16 protein-coding genes and 1 tRNA gene are annotated in these 14,829 nt (G+C 72.3%); 9 read left to right on the top strand and 8 right to left on the bottom strand.

Annotated features, from left to right (window positions below; all coding sequences use genetic code 11):
• Positions 1-20 precede the first annotated feature (20 nt).
• The 5 genes from EDF64_RS13755 to EDF64_RS13735 form a co-directional block, all read right to left on the bottom strand.
• Positions 21-416 carry a VOC family protein gene (locus tag EDF64_RS13755; protein WP_243736394.1) on the bottom strand — a complete coding sequence of 132 codons (396 nt, stop codon included), beginning with the start codon at positions 414-416 and terminating at the stop codon, positions 21-23.
• A 145-nt stretch (positions 417-561) separates the two neighbouring features.
• Entirely contained in the window at positions 562-804 is a 243-nt protein-coding gene (locus EDF64_RS13750; RefSeq protein WP_133520548.1) for a hypothetical protein, read from the bottom strand.
• Between the two features lie 235 nt (positions 805-1,039).
• Positions 1,040-2,131, bottom strand: coding sequence for a fatty acid desaturase family protein (locus tag EDF64_RS13745; RefSeq protein ID WP_133520547.1), 1,092 nt, complete (start codon positions 2,129-2,131; stop codon positions 1,040-1,042).
• Between the two features lie 129 nt (positions 2,132-2,260).
• On the bottom strand, positions 2,261-2,974 hold the full coding sequence (locus EDF64_RS13740) for a GAF and ANTAR domain-containing protein (protein WP_133520546.1): 714 nt from the start codon (positions 2,972-2,974) through the stop codon (positions 2,261-2,263).
• Between the two features lie 59 nt (positions 2,975-3,033).
• A complete protein-coding gene (locus tag EDF64_RS13735; protein WP_133520545.1) occupies positions 3,034-3,249 on the bottom strand; it encodes a hypothetical protein in 216 nt (71 codons plus the stop codon).
• A gap of 89 nt (positions 3,250-3,338) precedes the next feature.
• Between EDF64_RS13735 and EDF64_RS13730 the strand changes: the two genes are divergently transcribed.
• Positions 3,339-3,410, top strand: a tRNA-Gly gene (locus EDF64_RS13730).
• Between the two features lie 276 nt (positions 3,411-3,686).
• Here the strand turns inward: EDF64_RS13730 and EDF64_RS13725 are convergent.
• The 3 genes from EDF64_RS13725 to EDF64_RS13715 are packed head-to-tail and all read right to left on the bottom strand — an operon-like array spanning position 3,687 to position 5,319.
• Positions 3,687-3,944 carry a DUF6510 family protein gene (locus EDF64_RS13725; RefSeq protein WP_133520544.1) on the bottom strand — a complete coding sequence of 86 codons (258 nt, stop codon included), beginning with the start codon at positions 3,942-3,944 and terminating at the stop codon, positions 3,687-3,689.
• On the bottom strand, positions 3,944-4,729 hold the full coding sequence (locus tag EDF64_RS13720; RefSeq protein WP_133520543.1) for an FAD-binding oxidoreductase: 786 nt from the start codon (positions 4,727-4,729) through the stop codon (positions 3,944-3,946). The genes EDF64_RS13725 and EDF64_RS13720 overlap by 1 nt, the downstream gene beginning before the upstream one ends.
• On the bottom strand, positions 4,726-5,319 hold the full coding sequence (locus tag EDF64_RS13715) for a molybdopterin-dependent oxidoreductase (RefSeq protein WP_133520542.1): 594 nt from the start codon (positions 5,317-5,319) through the stop codon (positions 4,726-4,728). The genes EDF64_RS13720 and EDF64_RS13715 overlap by 4 nt, the downstream gene beginning before the upstream one ends.
• 244 nt (positions 5,320-5,563) lie before the next feature.
• Here EDF64_RS13715 and EDF64_RS13710 point away from each other — a divergent pair, with 244 nt between their 5' ends.
• The 8 genes from EDF64_RS13710 to EDF64_RS13675 all read left to right on the top strand — a co-directional run bounded on the left by EDF64_RS13710 (position 5,564) and on the right by EDF64_RS13675 (position 14,782).
• The gene (locus tag EDF64_RS13710) at positions 5,564-7,165 is read left to right on the top strand and encodes an ABC transporter substrate-binding protein (protein WP_133520541.1); all 1,602 of its coding nucleotides are present in this window, start codon (positions 5,564-5,566) and stop codon (positions 7,163-7,165) included.
• Complete coding sequence (locus EDF64_RS13705) at positions 7,162-8,184, top strand: ABC transporter permease (protein WP_133520540.1); 1,023 nt, start codon at positions 7,162-7,164, stop codon at positions 8,182-8,184. The genes EDF64_RS13710 and EDF64_RS13705 overlap by 4 nt, the downstream gene beginning before the upstream one ends.
• On the top strand, positions 8,181-9,059 hold the full coding sequence (locus EDF64_RS13700; protein ID WP_133520539.1) for an ABC transporter permease: 879 nt from the start codon (positions 8,181-8,183) through the stop codon (positions 9,057-9,059). The genes EDF64_RS13705 and EDF64_RS13700 overlap by 4 nt, the downstream gene beginning before the upstream one ends.
• Positions 9,056-10,843 (top strand): dipeptide ABC transporter ATP-binding protein, encoded by a 1,788-nt coding sequence (locus EDF64_RS13695; RefSeq protein ID WP_133520538.1) that lies wholly within the window; start codon positions 9,056-9,058, stop codon positions 10,841-10,843. The genes EDF64_RS13700 and EDF64_RS13695 overlap by 4 nt, the downstream gene beginning before the upstream one ends.
• Entirely contained in the window at positions 10,840-12,927 is a 2,088-nt protein-coding gene (locus EDF64_RS13690; protein ID WP_133520537.1) for a CocE/NonD family hydrolase, read from the top strand. Before EDF64_RS13695 ends, EDF64_RS13690 begins: the two co-directional genes overlap by 4 nt.
• Positions 12,928-13,049: 122 nt before the next feature.
• A complete protein-coding gene (locus tag EDF64_RS13685) occupies positions 13,050-13,688 on the top strand; it encodes a TetR/AcrR family transcriptional regulator (protein WP_243736393.1) in 639 nt (212 codons plus the stop codon).
• Between the two features lie 29 nt (positions 13,689-13,717).
• Positions 13,718-14,131 (top strand): SIP domain-containing protein, encoded by a 414-nt coding sequence (locus tag EDF64_RS13680; RefSeq protein ID WP_133520536.1) that lies wholly within the window; start codon positions 13,718-13,720, stop codon positions 14,129-14,131.
• Between the two features lie 138 nt (positions 14,132-14,269).
• Positions 14,270-14,782: a Dps family protein gene (locus EDF64_RS13675; protein WP_243736392.1), complete on the top strand. Its 513-nt coding sequence runs from the start codon at positions 14,270-14,272 to the stop codon at positions 14,780-14,782.
• Positions 14,783-14,829 lie beyond the last annotated feature (47 nt).

Raw genomic sequence — 14,829 nt, 5'->3', positions numbered from 1 at the left:
CCCGCACGCCCGAACGCGCGCTACTCCGGCGACGTCCCGGCGTCCTCGGGCTCGCTGAGGACGCTCAGCACGTTGCCGGACGGGTCCCGGAACCAGGCGATCAGCGGGCCGCCCCGCCGGTTGATGCCCCGTTCGTCGGTCATGCCCTCGTAGTGCTCGAACACGACACCGCGGCCGGCGAGCTCGTCGACCTCGGCCTCGATGTCCGACACCGGCAGGTTCAGCACGGTGAAGGACGCGGGTTCGTGGGCGTCGCCCTTCGGGTAGACCAGGACCGGGTGCCCGTCACCGACGTGCAGCAGGAGCATGCCGTGGTCCTCGGAGGTCTCGAAGCCGAGCACCTCCTCGTAGAAGCGGCGGGCTTCGGGGACGTCGCGGACGGAGAACCCGCTGAAGGCGTTCCGGGTGTCGATCACGGTGCACACTCCTCGCACGAGACCACGCGGTCCCGTCATCGCCCCCATCGTCCTCCGTCCGGGCGGACAGCGGAAGGGCGGACAGCGAGAGGGCGGACAGCGGAAGAGCCGCCGTCAGCGGATTGCCCGTCGGAGCCGACGACCCTCAGTACCCGCGGGCCTGCTCGATCTCCCACCGGATCCACGCGTCGAGCTGCGACTTCGCACTCTCGAGACTCGTGTGCACGCCGGCCAGGTCCCCGTCACCGAAGCGGACCACGTACCGGGACTCGAGCGTCACACTGCCCATCACCTCGACACCGGAGACCGCCTGCCAGGTCCACGGGTCGACCTCGACCCACCGCACCTGTTCGGTGAGGGACGGTCCGGTTCGGGGGAGGGACGTCATGGGTACTTCCGGTCGGCTTCGGACGAGAGAATCGTTCCGGCGGCCGGGGGCTCGGGTCACCTGTCGCAGACGGTAGTCCGCTCCGGCTGGGTGCGTCGCGGCTTGGTGAGCACGCGCGGTCCGCAGCGTGGTCGCGGTGGCGAGCCGCGCCTCCAGGCCGCCGTGGTGGCGACCGCCTGGAGGCGCGGCGCACGGCCGACGGGCCGGCCCACCCCCGCAGCCCTCCCGCAGCGGGTCAGCGGAATCGCTCGACCATCGGGCACGCGAACGGATCGCTCGCGGCGAGCCCGACCTCGTTGAGGTAGCGCACCACGATCGCGTAGGAGCGCACGAGCGTGGTCTCGGTGTACGGCACGCCCTGCTCGTCGCAGTACCGGCGCACGATGACCCGGGCGGCACGGAGGTTCGGCCGGGCCATGCTCGGGAACAGGTGGTGTTCGACCTGGTGGTTCAGGCCGCCCATGAAGAACTCGACCCACCGTCCACCGCTGATGTCGCGGGACGTCAGCACCTGGCGGGAGAAGAAGTCGACGCGCTGTCCGGGCTCGATGATCGGCATGCCCTTGTGGTTCGGGGCGAAGGCGATGCCCATGCAGAAGCCGAACACCGCGAGCTGCACGCCGAGGAACGCGAACGCCAGCCCCAGCGGCAGGAGCCAGAACACCGCGCCGAGGTAGAGGGCGAACCGGCCGAAGAAGACCGATCCCTCGGCCCATCGGTGCTTGACGGGGCCGCGGCTCGTGTAGGTGCGGATCGACTGCCAGTGCAGGTTCGCGCCCTCGACCAGCAGCATCGGGAAGAACGCGTACCCCTGCACACGGACCAGCACGTGCAGGAACCCGGTACGGCGTGCGGCGTCCTCGGGGCGGAACGAGATGGCGTCGAACGAGATGTCCGGGTCCTTGCCGACCGTGTTCGGGTTGGCGTGGTGCCGGGTGTGCTTGTTCGTCCACCAGGCGTAGCTCACCCCGGTGAGGAACGTGCCGACGTACCGTGCCGCTCGGTCGTTCCAGTGGTGCGATGCGAACACCTGGCGGTGCGCCGCCTCGTGCGAGAGGAACGCGAACTGGGTGAACAGGAGGCCGAGCATGCCGGCCACGACGAGTTGCCACCACGAGCCGCCGAGCACGGCGAACGCACCCACGGTGACCGCCAGCAGGGCGGTGAGTGCCCCGACGAGTCCCCAGTACCAGCCGGTGCGGGGCCGGAGGAGCCCGGCGCCCCGGACCTGCACGAGCAGGGCGGAGTAGGTGGAGGTCGTGTCGGAGCGGCCGGACCGCGGGACGGTCCTCTGGAATCCCGTCGGCACGACGGTGTCGTCGCTCATGGTGCACTCCCGGTTCGAGCAGGGGTGCGGCACCGTTCCGGGCGTCGCACGCGTCGTTGCGGATACCGAGGTCCGGGGTTCCGTGCTGGTCACGCTACGCGCGCACGGCTGTGCCGATCGAGGCACCGTTCAGGGAATGGTGACCCGTCGTTCGATGACAGCGCGCGCGAGGTCGGCGAGCAGCATCTGGTGGCCGCGGGCGTAGCGCCGCAGCAGGCCGAACGCCTCGTCCGTGCTGATGTGGTGCGTGTGCGACACGAACCCCTTCGCCTGCTCGATGACGACGCGGCTGTCGAGCGCGCGCTGGAGCTGGCGCTGCGTCGTGGTGGCGTGCTCGAGGGTGCGCTGCTGCAGGATGCTGATCGTCGCGACGTCCGTGAGCGCCTGCGCTGCCAGGGCGTCCTGCGTGTTGAGCGTTCCCTCGGACTCGCGGAACAGGTTGAGCGAACCGAGCGTGGTGTCGCGCAGCCGCATCGGTATCGCGTGCACCGACGCGTAGCCGGACGCGGCCGAGGCCTCGGCGAAGGCGGGCCAGCGGCGCGTCATCTCGGCGGGGTCGCGGACGGAGACCGGGCGGCCGGTGGCGACGCACTCGACGCAGGGGCCCTCGCCGGCGTCGAGCTGGAGCAGCCCGAGGAGACCGGATCGTTCACTGGTCGACGCGAGCACCTCGAGGTCGCCGTCGCTGTTGACGAGCAGGATGCCGGCGGCCGATGCGTCGAAGAGGTCGACCGCGCCGTCGACGAGGTTCTGCAGCACCTCGACCACGTCGTAGTCGTCGACGAGCGTGTCGGTCAGCGCGACGAACGCTTCGATGAGCCGGTGTTCCCGCGTGGGTGCCATGGTGCGTCCACCCTAGGCGGCTACGGGCCCGTCGGCGGGGGCCCGCTCCGCCTCCGCGTTCACGGTGTGTCCACTGGTCGGTAGATCGCGATCGGGGGCGCCTGGTCGTCGCCGTCGGCGTGGCTCTCGCCGCTCGACAGCCAGGTGCGGCCCTCGTGCTCGATCGTCGTCGGCAGGTCGCCGTGCACGAGGATGCGCACCGCGGGGTCGTCGCCGTCGATGAGGTCGACGCCGTGGGCTTCGGTTCCGCCGGGGTTGTCGTGCACGTAGCTCATGGTCCGATCGAACTCCGGCGGGCTGGGACACGCCCGGTTCCGGACGGATCACGCTGCGCGGGGTGCTTGCAGGTAGAGTGTCCACGTACGCGGATGTGGCGCAGTGGTAGCGCATCACCTTGCCAAGGTGAGGGTCGCGAGTTCGAATCTCGTCATCCGCTCGGAACGAAGCAGAAGGCCCCGGTCGAGAGACCAGGGCCTTCTGTCGTATCCAGGAGAGCGTGAGCGGGGGTGTCCGGCGTGCGCAGGCTTCGGGTACCCGCGCCCGCCGGACGCGCGGGCTACCGTGCCCACTCGAGGGCGCCGGGTGGGTGGCCCGGCGTCGTCCCCGGGTGAGCATCCGGAGCGGACGGGGGATCGGACTGGTCACTTCGGAGACCTTGCGGGAAACCGCAACGATCCCGCACGATCCCCGCCGCCGTGCGCATCGAGCCCGGTCAGGCCGGCGGTGCGGCGACCGCTCGTGCGCCGGGCAGCCCCACCCAGCGCCGCTCCGGGGTGTCGACCAGGGTGACGAGGACGGTGTCGCAGTCGCGGCAGCGTGCCACCGCGCCCATCGCCGTGGCGTACACGCGGGTGACCGCGAGGACACCGAGCGACCCGCACCCGCTGCACCGCAGGACCGCCAGGGTCGGGTCCGGGCCGAGGACCTCGGTGAGCGGACCGGCCAGGGCGTTGCCGTCGAGGGTGGTCATCAGCTGCCTCCGAACCGTTCGGCGCGCACGTCGGTGGTGTCGTGCCCGAGTTCGCCGAGCCACCGCAGGACCTGCTCCACGAACGGCGTCGACCCGCACACGTAGACGAGGGCGCCGGCGTCGGGCGGGAAGACCGCGGCCGCGAGCGACTCCTTCGTCAGCCGTCCGGCCGGCACCGCGGAGCCCGCCGGGGCCGTGCGGCTGTAGACGTGGGTGATCTCGACCCCGGCCGCCTCGGCGCGGGCGAGTTCGGGGCGGAAGAAGACGTCGTCCGGGGTCCGGACGGCGTAGAGCAACCGGAACGGGGCCGCGTCGCCGGCGTCGGCGTGCGCTCCGGCGATCGCGGCGAGCGGGACGATGCCCGATCCGCCGGCGATGAGCTGCACCGCTCGGTCCGTCGCGCCGGGGTGCCACACGAACCAGCCGCCGAGGGGGCCGTGCACCTCGAGGGCGTCACCGACCTCGACCGCGTCGACGAGGAACGGCGAGACCTCGCCGCCCTCGACCCGGTCGACCGCGAGCAGCACCGAGGTGCCGTCGCCGGACGAGGCGATCGAGTACGAGCGCGATGCTTGGTAGCCGTCCTCGGCGGTGAGCCGCAGGTCGAGGTGCTGCCCGGGGTCGTTGCCCGGCCAGGTCGGCACGTCGAGGACGAGTCGGCGCGCGTTCGGGGTCTCCGTCGAGACCGACGCGACCGTCGCGGGGTGCCAGGCCGGCCGCCTGCGGGACCGGGCGGGCGTGGCCGGGGCGAGCCGTGCCTCCAGGCCGGTGTCCGGGACCGTCACCAGTACCGCTCTTCCTTCCACGGATCGCCGTGCAGGTTGTAGCCCGCGTTCTCCCAGAACCCCGGCTCGTCGTCGGACTGCATGACGATCCCGCGCACCCACTTGGCGCTCTTCCAGAAGTACAGGTGCGGGACGAGCAGTCGGGCCGGGCCGCCGTGCTCGGGCGTCAGCGGTTCGCCGTCGGCCTCGAACGCGATCCACGACTGCCCGTCGAGGAGCTCGTCGAGCGGGACGTTGGTCGTGTAGCCGCCGTAGCTGTGCACCATGCAGTAGTCGAGCGAGGTCTCGACGTCGGCGAACAGGCGGTCGAGGGGCACGCCGCGCCACGGCATGTCGAGCTTCGTCCAGTGGGTGACGCAGTGGATGTCGACGTGCACGTCCTCGACGCCGAGCGCGTGCACCTCGTCCCACGTCCACTGGTGGACGCCCGACTCGGTCGTGATGGAGAACGCCCACTCGGTGGGCTCGATCTCGGGGGTGGCACCGGCCGAGAGCACGGGCCAGTCGCGGACCAGGGTCTGCCCGGGCGGGATGCGGGCGTCGTCGCGGTCGTCGCGGCGACCGCCGAACCCGCGCGTGAACGTGGCCATCGGTGCTCCTTCGTCGGCACGGACGGGTGCCCGTGGTCCGATCCTGCCGCGTCGGGGGAGCGTCGGGCGAGCGCCCGTGTAACGGCTTGGTAAACGTTCCGCCGCCGCGCCGGTGCCGACCGATCCGCGTCGGGCTGCGGATCGGCGTGTCCCAGCGGCACCCGGGCGACGCGTCACGGGGCTTGGGGTGGGCGCAGAAGCCCTCTATCGTTCACCGGAACGATTACAGGAGGGGCCACCCCGAATGCAGCCCATCGTCCCCGAACCCCGGAACGCCCGCGGCCCGAGCCGCCGAGCGCTCCTCACCGGCGCCGCCGGACTGGCCGGCCTCGGCCTGCTCACCCTCACCGGGTGCAGCTCCGGCGCGTCCGCCGGCACCACGACCCTGCCGGAGGCCGCGGCCACCGGCGCCACCCGTCGCGGCGGCCGCCTGCGGATCGCGCGCCCGGCCGCCTCGGCCGCCGAGACGCTCGACTCGGCCAGCTCGCTGTCCGCCTACGAGTACCTCGGCGCGCTCTACAACCGGCTCGTCAAGCTCGACCAGCAGGGCCGGACGATCCCGGACCTCGCCGAGGAGTGGACGGCGAACGACGACGGCACCGAGTGGACGTTCCGGCTCCGGAAGGGCGTCCGCTTCCACGACGGCTCCCGCTTCACGGCCGACGACGCGATCGCCAGCATCCGGCACATCCTCGACGAGAAGACCGGCAGCCCGCAGGCCGGCGTGCTCGGCGAGGTCATGGACGCGCAGTCGATGACCGCGGTCGACCCGTACACGCTCCGCTTCGCGCTGACGAAGCCGAACGCCGAGTTCCCGTCGCTCCTGACGGCGTACCAGTGCTACATCGTGCCGGCCGGCGCCATCGCGGACATCGGGAAGACGGGCATCGGCACCGGGCCGTTCAGACTGTCCTCGTTCACCCCGGCCGGTGCCGGCAGCGTCGAGGCGTTCGACGACCACTTCGCCGGCCGGCCGGTGCTCGACGGCATCGACTTCTACTCGATCCAGGACACCACCGCGCGGGTGAACGCCCTGCTCGCGGGGCAGATCGACCTCATCTCGCAGACGAACCTCGACTTCGCGACGGCCCGGGTCGTCGCGGCGTCCGACCGAGCGACCATCGCGCGGTCGAAGAACGCGCAGTGGTACACGATCCCGATGCTCGCGACGTCCGAGGAGTTCCGCGACCCGCGGGTGCGCCAGGCGATGAAGCTCGCCTACGACCCGCGGAAGATCGTTGACACGGCCCTGCAGGGCACCGGGTCGGCCGGCTGGGACAACCCCGTGCCGCCGCAGCTCGCCGCGTTCGTCGACGACCACCGCGAGTACGACCCGGACAAGGCGAAGGCGCTCCTCAAGGCCGCCGGGCGCGAGGACTTCCGGACCGCGATCTACACGTCGTCGTACGAGTCCGTGTTCACCCCGATGGCCGTCGCCTACCGCGACGCGGTCGCCGACGCGGGCATCACCCTCACCGTGAAGAACGCGAGCTCGGACTCGTACTACACGCAGATCTGGATGCAGAAGCCGCTCATGGTGAGCTACTGGTTCACCGGGCGCCCGATCGACCAGCTGCTCAACCAGATCTTCCGCTCCGGCTCGTCCTACAACGAGAGCGCCTGGTCGAACGAGACCTTCGACGGGCTGCTCGACGACGCCCGCGCCGAGATGGACGACGCCAAGCGCCTGACGTACTACCAGGACGCCCAGCGGCTCATCGTCGCGGACGGCGCCGACATGACCCCGATGTTCGGGGACCGCCTGGTCGGGCTGTCCCGCGACGTCGTGAACTACTCGGAGTACGGCTTCGAGTTCGACTACCTCCGGATCGGACTGCGCCGATGAACGTCCTCGTCCCCGTCCTCCGCCGGCTCGGCATCGCCGTCCTCACGGTGGTGCTCGCCTCGCTGTTCGTCTTCCTCGCCGTGCAGGCGCTGCCCGGCGACGTCGCGCAGCAGCTGCTCGGGCAGAACGCCACGCCGGACGCCGTCAAGCAGCTCCGCGAGTCGCTCGGCCTCGACCAGAACGTGTGGCTCCGGTACCTGCAGTGGCTCGGTGGCGCCGTGCACGGCGACTTCGGCACCTCGCTGGTCAGCGGGGAGCCCGTCGCCCCGACGCTCTTCACCGCGTTCCGGAACAGCATGCTCATCGCCGTCCCCGCGATGGTCGTCGGGGTCACGGTCTCCCTCACGCTCGGGGTCGTCGCGGGCGTCCGTCGTGGCCGTCCGTCCGACCGCGTGATATCGATCGTCAGCCTCGTGGTGATGAGCGTGCCGGAGTTCATGGTCGCGACCGTGCTCGTACTGCTCTTCGCGATCGGCCTGCCGCTGTTCCCCGCCGTCGTGCTGCGGGGGAGCGACGCCACCGTCGCGGAGCTCCTGCCGACGATCTGGCTGCCGATCATCGTGCTGACCCTCGCGATGGCTGCCTACATCGTCCGCACCGCCCGCTCCTCGACGATCGACGTGATGGCGTCGGAGTTCGTCACCACCGCGGAGCTCAAGGGCCTGACCATGCGGCGCGTGGTGTGGAAGCACGCGGTGCCGAGCGCCCTGCTGCCGACGCTCAACGTCGTCGCGCTGAACGTGGCCTGGCTGCTCGGCGGCGTGGTCGTCGTCGAGAACGTCTTCAACTACCCGGGGATGGGCAAGCTCATGCTCGAGTCCGTCTTCAACCGCGACCTGCCGACGATCGAGGCCATCGCGCTCCTCAGCGCCGTCGTCTACGTCGTGTGCAACCTGGCGGCGGACCTCGTCGCCCTCGCGCTCGACCCGAAGCTGCGGACCCGCCAGCGCCGTCAGCGGACCCGGGGCCGGACGCGCCCCGGCACCCCCGCCCGCACCTCCCGGAAGGCAGCAGCATGACCGCGACCACCCCGCGCCCCCGCGCCGTGCTCGGTACGGTCGTCGCGCCCCTCAGGGGTTCGACCGCGCTGAGCATCGGCCTCGGCCTCATCGCCCTGCACCTGGTGCTCGCCGTGCTCGCCCCGGTGATCGCCGGCCACGACCCGGTCGCGACGAACAGCGCCGACGTGCTCGCCGGGCCGACCTGGACGCACTGGCTCGGCACCGACCAGTACGGCCGAGACATCCTGTCCCGGACGCTCAACGGCGGCCGGTACGCCCTGCTCGTGACCTTCCTCGCGACGACGATCGCGGTCGCGGTCGGGACGTTCCTCGGCGCCGTCACGGCGTACGCGGACAACTGGTTCGACGAGGTCGTCATGCGGATCGTGGACGCGCTGCTCAGCGTGCCGTCGATCCTGGCGCTGCTCGTCGTGGTGACGGTGTTCGACGCCGGCCTCTGGGTCATCGTGCTCGCGGTCACGATCGTCTACGCCCCCGCGGTCACCCGGGTGGTCCGGGGCGCCGCGCGGAGCGTGATCACGCAGGACTACGTCACCGCTGCCCGGGCCCGCGGTGAACGCCCCTTGTCGATCGTGTTCCGCGAGATCCTGCCGAACGTGCTCGACGTCGTGCTGGTCGAGTACGCGATGCGCGCCTCGTGGATCGTGCTGCTCGTGGCGTCGCTGTCCTTCCTCGGCTTCGGGGCGAACCCGCCGACGCCGGACTGGGGCCTCATGGTGCAGGAGAACCGCACCGCCCTGACCGTCGTGCCGCTCGGCACGCTGGCGCCGATCGTGGCGCTCGCGACCCTGGTCGTCGGTCTCAACCTCGCGGCCGACGGCCTGAGCAAGTCGCTCGGCGTCGACCGGGCCAAGCAGGGAGTCAGCGCATGACGCACACCGACACCGGGACGGCCACGGCCGCCACGGCCACCGCACCGGACCCCGTCGTCAGCGTCCACGACCTCGCGATCTCGTACGCCGCGGGGCGCCGCACCGTCCCCGTCGTGCGCGGCGTGTCCTTCACCATCGACCAGGGCCGCACCCTCGGTCTGGTGGGGGAGTCCGGCAGCGGCAAGTCCACGGTCGCCCGGACGGTGCTCGCGCACCTGCGCGCCGGGTCCACGATCGAGCGGGGCACGGTCCGCGTGGACGGCGCCGACGTGTTCGCGCTCTCGCCGGCCGGCCGACGAGCCCTGCGCGGCGGTACCGCGTCCGTCGTGGCGCAGAACGCCGGACAGGCGCTCACCCCGTCGATGCGCGTCGGCGAGCAGATCCGCGAGGCCCTCCGCGCCCACGGTGAACCCGACGGCCCGGAGCGGGTCGCGGAACTCGTCCGGCTCGTCCGCCTGCCCGACCCCGACGCGATCGTGCGGCGGTACCCGCACCAGCTCTCCGGCGGCCAGCAGCAGCGCGTCGCGATCGCGATGGCCGTCGCCGCCCGCCCCCGCGTGCTCGTCCTCGACGAGCCCACCACGGCGCTCGACGTGGTCACCCAGGCCGCCGTCCTCGACCTCATCGCCGACCTCGGTCGCGAACTCGGCATGGCCGTGCTGCTCGTCAGCCACGACCTCGGCGTGGTCTCCGCGATGGCGGACGAGATCGCCGTCATGCACGACGGCGAGGTCGTCGAGCACGCCGCCACCGCGGCGCTCTTCGCCGCGCCGCAGCACGAGTACACGCGTGCCCTGTTGGCCGCGGTGCCGGACGGGCGACGGCCGGGAGGCACGGATCACCCGCTCGGGTCGGTGACCGTCTCGGAGACGCTCGCCGCCAGATCGACCGGCACCGCGCCTCCCGTCCCGCACGTCCGTCCCGTGGTGACCGCCGAGGACCTGGTGATCCGGTACGGCCGCGGCCTGCCGGCCGCCGTCGACGGCGTGTCCTTCACGATCGCGCCGCGGGAGACGCTCGCCGTCGTCGGCGAGTCCGGCAGCGGCAAGTCGACGCTCGCGACGGCCCTGGCCGGCCTGGTGCCGGCGGAGTCCGGCACGTTCACGTTCGACGACGGCACCACGAGCGGCGACCTGCGCGAGCCGATCGCAGCGCGTTCCGCGGATCTGCGCCGCGCGGTGCAGCTCGTGTTCCAGAACGCCGACACGTCGCTCAACCCGCGCCGCACCGTCGGGGCGGCGATCGCACGGCCGCTCCGGCTCTTCACCGGCAGCACGTCGCGCGAGCGGGTCGGCGAGCTCCTGACACAGGTCGGCCTCGGCCCGGACTTCGCGACCCGGCTGCCGGCGCAGCTGTCCGGCGGCCAGCGCCAGCGCGTCGGGATCGCCCGGGCTCTCGCGGCCGAACCCCGGCTCGTCGTCGCGGACGAGATCACGACGGCGCTCGACGTGCAGGTGCAGGCCGGCATCCTGTCGCTCCTCGCCGACCTGCAGCGCGAGCGCGGACTGAGCTGCCTGTTCATCAGCCACGACCTCGCCGTCGTGCGCGGCGTCGCCGACCGGGTCGCCGTGATGACGGGCGGGCAGATCGTCGAGATCGGCCCCACCGAGCGCGTGTTCGGCGGACCGAACCACCCGTACACGTCGACGCTCCTCGCGGCGACGCTCGAGCCCGGCAGCACCGTGCTGCCCGACGTCGGCGACGGGGTCCCGCGCTGGCGACACGCCGAGGGTTGGACTGACCGCGGCGACGGACACCACACCCTGAACTGGGAGGACGCATGACCGGCCACACCGCCATCGGGACCGACCCGGCGCTGCCCGACGGCGGCCACACCGCCCTCGGGATCGACCCGGCGTTGCCGGAGGGCGTGACCGTCCGCGACGAGTGGATCCCGATGCCCGACGGCGTCCGGCTGCACACCCGGATCTGGGCGCCGGCGACGGCGGCACCGGACGCGCCGGTCCCCGTGCTCCTCGAGTACCTGCCGTACCGGCTCGACGACTGGACGGCGCCGCGCGACTCCGAGCGGCACCCCTGGTACGCCGCACACGGCTACGCCTCGGTCCGGGTGGACATCCGCGGGACCGGGTCGTCCGACGGGTCCTTCGACGACGAGTACAGCGAGCAGGAACTCCGCGACGGCGAGGCCGTGATCGCCTGGCTCGCCGAGCAGGAGTGGTCCACCGGCGCCGTCGGCATGTTCGGCATCTCCTGGGGCGGGTTCAACGCCCTGCAGCTCGCCGCCCGCGCACCGGCGGCGCTCAAGGCGATCGTGACCGTCTGCTCGACCGACGACCGGTACGACAACGACGTGCACTACGTCGGCGGCGCCGTGCTCGGCATCGACATGGCGGCGTGGGGCGCGACGATGTTCGCGTTCAACTCGCGGCCGCCCCGCCCCGAGGTCGTCGGGTCGTCGTGGGTGTCGCAGTGGCGCGCGCGACTGGAGTCGAACCGACCGATGACGCCGGTGTGGCTGTCGCACCAGGAGCGCGACGACTACTGGCGGCACGGCAGCGCCGCCGAGGACTACGACGGCATCGGCGCCGCGGTGCTCGCCGTCGGCGGCTGGGCGGACCCCTACCGCGACGCCGTCCTGCGGCTGGTGGCGAACGTGCACGCTCCGGTGAAGGGGATCGTCGGGCCGTGGTCGCACCAGTACCCGGACCGCGGCCTCGCGCCCGGGCCGTCGATCGGCTTCCTGCAGGAGACCCTGCGGTGGTGGGACCGGTGGCTGCGCGGGGTCGACACCGGGGTCGAGCAGGACCCCGCCCTCCGTGCCTGGATCAACGAGGGCGAACCGCCCGCCACGTACTACCCGGAGCGTCGTGGGCGGTGGGTCGGCGCCGAGGCGTGGCCGTCCACCGCGACCCACGACCGCGTCGTCGCGCTGTCGGACCTGCGCGGTGGCGCGGACGGGCCGGTCGTGGTGCGGTCGCCGCAGCACACGGGTGCCGACGCCGGACGGTTCTTCCCGTTCGGCAACGCCACCGACCTACCCCCGGACCAGCGCGCCGAGGACGGTCGCTCGGTCTGCTTCGACCTGCCGCTCGACGAACCGGTCGACGTGCTCGGCAACGTCCTGGTGCACCTCGCCGTGACGAGCGACCAGCCCCGCGCCACGGTCACCGTGCGGCTCTGCGACGTCGCGCCGGACGGCTCCTCGACGCTCGTCACGCGGGGGGTCCTGAACGCCGCGAAGCGCAACGGCACGGACGGCAACGTGCCGCTCGAGCCGGGGGTGCCCGCCGAGCTGCCGGTCAGGCTCGTGTCGACCGGCCACCGGTTCGCCGCCGGGCACCGGCTCCGCGTCGCCGTGTCGACGTCGTACTGGCCCTGGGTCTGGCCGCACGGCACCGCCGCGACCGTGACGATCGATCCCGCCGTTTCGTCGGTGTCGCTGCCGGTCTGGACCCGCGACACCGACGACGGGGTGCGCTTCGACGAGCCGCAGCGGTCGACGCCACTGGCGATCGAGCGTGTGGCGCCGACCGAGACCCTCCCGCAGCGGACCGTCACGCACGACGTCGAGACGGGGGAGTGGACGCTCGACGTCGACCCCGGCTACGGCGGCGGACGGGTGTACCCGGACGGGCTGGTCTTCACCGAGGACGCCCGCGAGACGTACCGGATCCGGCAGGACGACCCGACGTCGGCGCGGGCGTCGTCGCGGTGGTCGATCGGGCTGTCCAAGCCGGAGTGGCAGGCGCGGCTCGAGACGACGTCCGAGCTGACCGCCGACGCCGGGGCCTTCCACGTGGTGAACACGGTGCGGGCGTGGGCGCGGGACGGCGGAGCGGACGCGCCGGAGACGCTCGTCGCCGAGCACACGTTCGTCGACGACGTGCCGAGGACCTCGGCGTGAGGGGTCCCGGTGACGGCCCCGGTGGGGGCGCCGGCCCTGGCGGCGCTGGCCCAGGCGTGGGCCCCGGCGGCGCTGGCCCCGGCGGCGGCTCGGAGGGTGGCCGCCGGGCCGCGACGGCCGGCGTGACCCGCCCGCGGCAGCGGCCCGAGGTCCGGCGGGCGATGATCGTCGACGCCGCTCGTGCCGTCATCGTCCGACAGGGGGTGGGCGCGACGGGGCTCCGCGACATCGCGTCGGCGGCGGACGTCTCCGTCGGCACGGTGACGTACCACTTCGGCAGCGTCGCTGAGATCCTCAACGAGGTCGTCGTCCTTGAGACCGAACGCTTCTACGGGGCGATCGTCGCGGCGGTCGACGCCGAGCCCGACCCCGTCACCGCGCTCCGGATGCTCGTCGCGCCCCTCTTCGGCGACACCGAGCAGGTCCGGCAGCACTGGCGGATCTGGTCCGACTACTGGACCGCCGTCGCGCGACGGCCCGAGGTCGCGGCCGAGTACGCCGAGCGCATCCGCGTGTGGGAGGCCTGTCTCGTCCGGGTCGTCCGCCGCGGGACGGAGTCCGGTGTCTTCACGCCCGCCGAGGCACCCGAGGTCGTCGCGCTCAAGCTCGCGGCCTACAGCGACGGCGTCGCGACGCAGATCGCCCAGGGGGTGCCCGCGCTGACGAACACGGTCGCGCTGCGCTGGATGTGGACGTTCCTGGCGCACGAACTCGGTGTGTCGGCTGCGCGTATCGGGGGAACGTCGCCCGACCCCTTGTGATGAGGTAAGGCTTCCCTTACCGTTGCAGCATGGCACGGACCCGGCGACAGCCCAGCGAACGCATCCTCCTCGCCGGTGGCGTCGACGACCTGCCCGAGATCACCCGCATGCTCGAAGACCTGCCCGAGAACGCCTACGGCCAGGTCTTCGTCGAGGTCGCCCTCGACGAGCAGGTCCGTGCGCTCCCGGCGCCGCCGCGTGTCACCGTGACCTGGCTGGTCCGGAGTGCCCGCGAGTCCGCCGTCGCACCGCTGGTCTTCGCCGACCACGGCGAGGCCCTGGCCACCGCCGTCACCGGGTGGGCGTCCGAGTGGTGCGTCGCCGACTGCGAGCCCCGCACCACCGTCTGGATCGGGTGCCCCGACAGCCCCTGGGTCGAGCGGGCCCGCTCGGTCGTGCAGATCGAGCTCACCGACGCGGGGTTCGACACCCTCGTCGGCTGACCCCGCACCGCGGGTAAGGTCAGCCTCTGCTTCCTTGCGGCATACAAAAGAACCGGGCACTGTTGTCACCATCGGTTGCACGCCGCCGGCCAGGACAGGTCCAGCGGGTCGGTGTAGCCACGAGGTAGGAGGAAGCACATGACCACGCAGAGCACCACCACGCAGTCCAGCACCACGACCACCACGTCGCCGTTCTCGACGACGCCGGAGCTCGCCGCCGGGGTGGCACAGTTCCTGGCCCCCGTCGTCATCGACCTCGAGGCACTCGTCGTCAACGGCAAGCAGGCGCACTGGCACGTCCGCGGCCGCAACTTCGTCGGCGTGCACGAGCTCCTCGACACGATCGTCGACCACGCCCAGGAGTGGGCCGACCTCGCCGCGGAGCGCATCGTCGCCCTCGGCCTGCCGGTCGACTCGCGCATCTCCACCGTCGCGGCGAACACCACCATCCCGCCGCTGTCGGAGGGCTTCCAGAACTCCGACGTGACCATCACCGAGGTCATCGCCGAGATCGACGCCGCACTGCTGCAGGTCCGCCGTGCCGTGGAGGGCCTCGACGAGGTCGACCTCAACTCGCAGGACGTCGTCATCGAGATCGAGCGCGGCCTGACCAAGGACCGCTGGTTCCTGCAGGCGCACCTCGCGGCCTGAGTCGCGACCACCGAACGGACGGGAGGCGCGGTGCCAGCTGGCACCGC

This window comes from Curtobacterium flaccumfaciens (assembly GCF_004361695.1).
In the GTDB taxonomy this organism is placed as follows: Bacteria; Actinomycetota; Actinomycetes; order Actinomycetales; family Microbacteriaceae; genus Curtobacterium; species Curtobacterium flaccumfaciens_B.
Note: the sequence above shows the minus strand (reverse complement) of the source record. Positions and strands in the feature narration are given on the sequence as shown.